Origin of the sequence: Corallococcus sp. AB038B, assembly GCF_003668955.1 — a bacterium.
GTDB lineage: Bacteria > Myxococcota > Myxococcia > Myxococcales > Myxococcaceae > Corallococcus > Corallococcus exiguus.
In genome coordinates, this window is record NZ_RAWO01000189.1 from 1 (window position 1) to 420 (window position 420).

The 420-nt window shown below is 69.3% G+C and carries 1 protein-coding gene; it reads left to right on the plus strand.

Translation table 11 applies throughout. The annotated features are described in order from the left end of the window. Window positions 1-233: 233 nt before the first annotated feature. The coding region (locus D7Y04_RS42960) for an RNA polymerase sigma factor (RefSeq protein WP_304988661.1) at window positions 234-420 on the plus strand (187 nt) is incomplete at its 3' end.

A 420-nucleotide genomic window follows, 5' to 3' on the forward strand; every position in this document is an offset into this window, starting at 1 on the left:
TCGGAGCTGCGGCTGGGTGTGCCGCACCAGGAGGCGGTGTTCTACTTCCGCGCCACGGCGGCGGGCACCGTGACGCTGTCGGTGGCGGGCGACGGAGTGAGCGCGTCGCAGGCGCAGACGGTGGAGTGAGCCGCGAGGCGCGGAGCTGTCCGGCCCGGCGCCTGTGCCTCAGGGAAGGCTCTCGGGCGTGCTCGTGAAGAGGGCACGGAAATGTCCCAACTTCCGCGGCTCGCGTGTCCAAGCTGACGACGATGCGCCAAGGGCTGAGCCCCACGGAGATACAAGACCTGTATGACCGGTATGCCCCTGGCATGTACCGGAGGGCCTTCGCCTTGCTTCAGCGGGAGGCGGATGCCTGGGACGCGGTGCAGGAGGCGTACATCCGCCTCATCCAGTCCGCGGCCGATTTCCGGCGGGAGT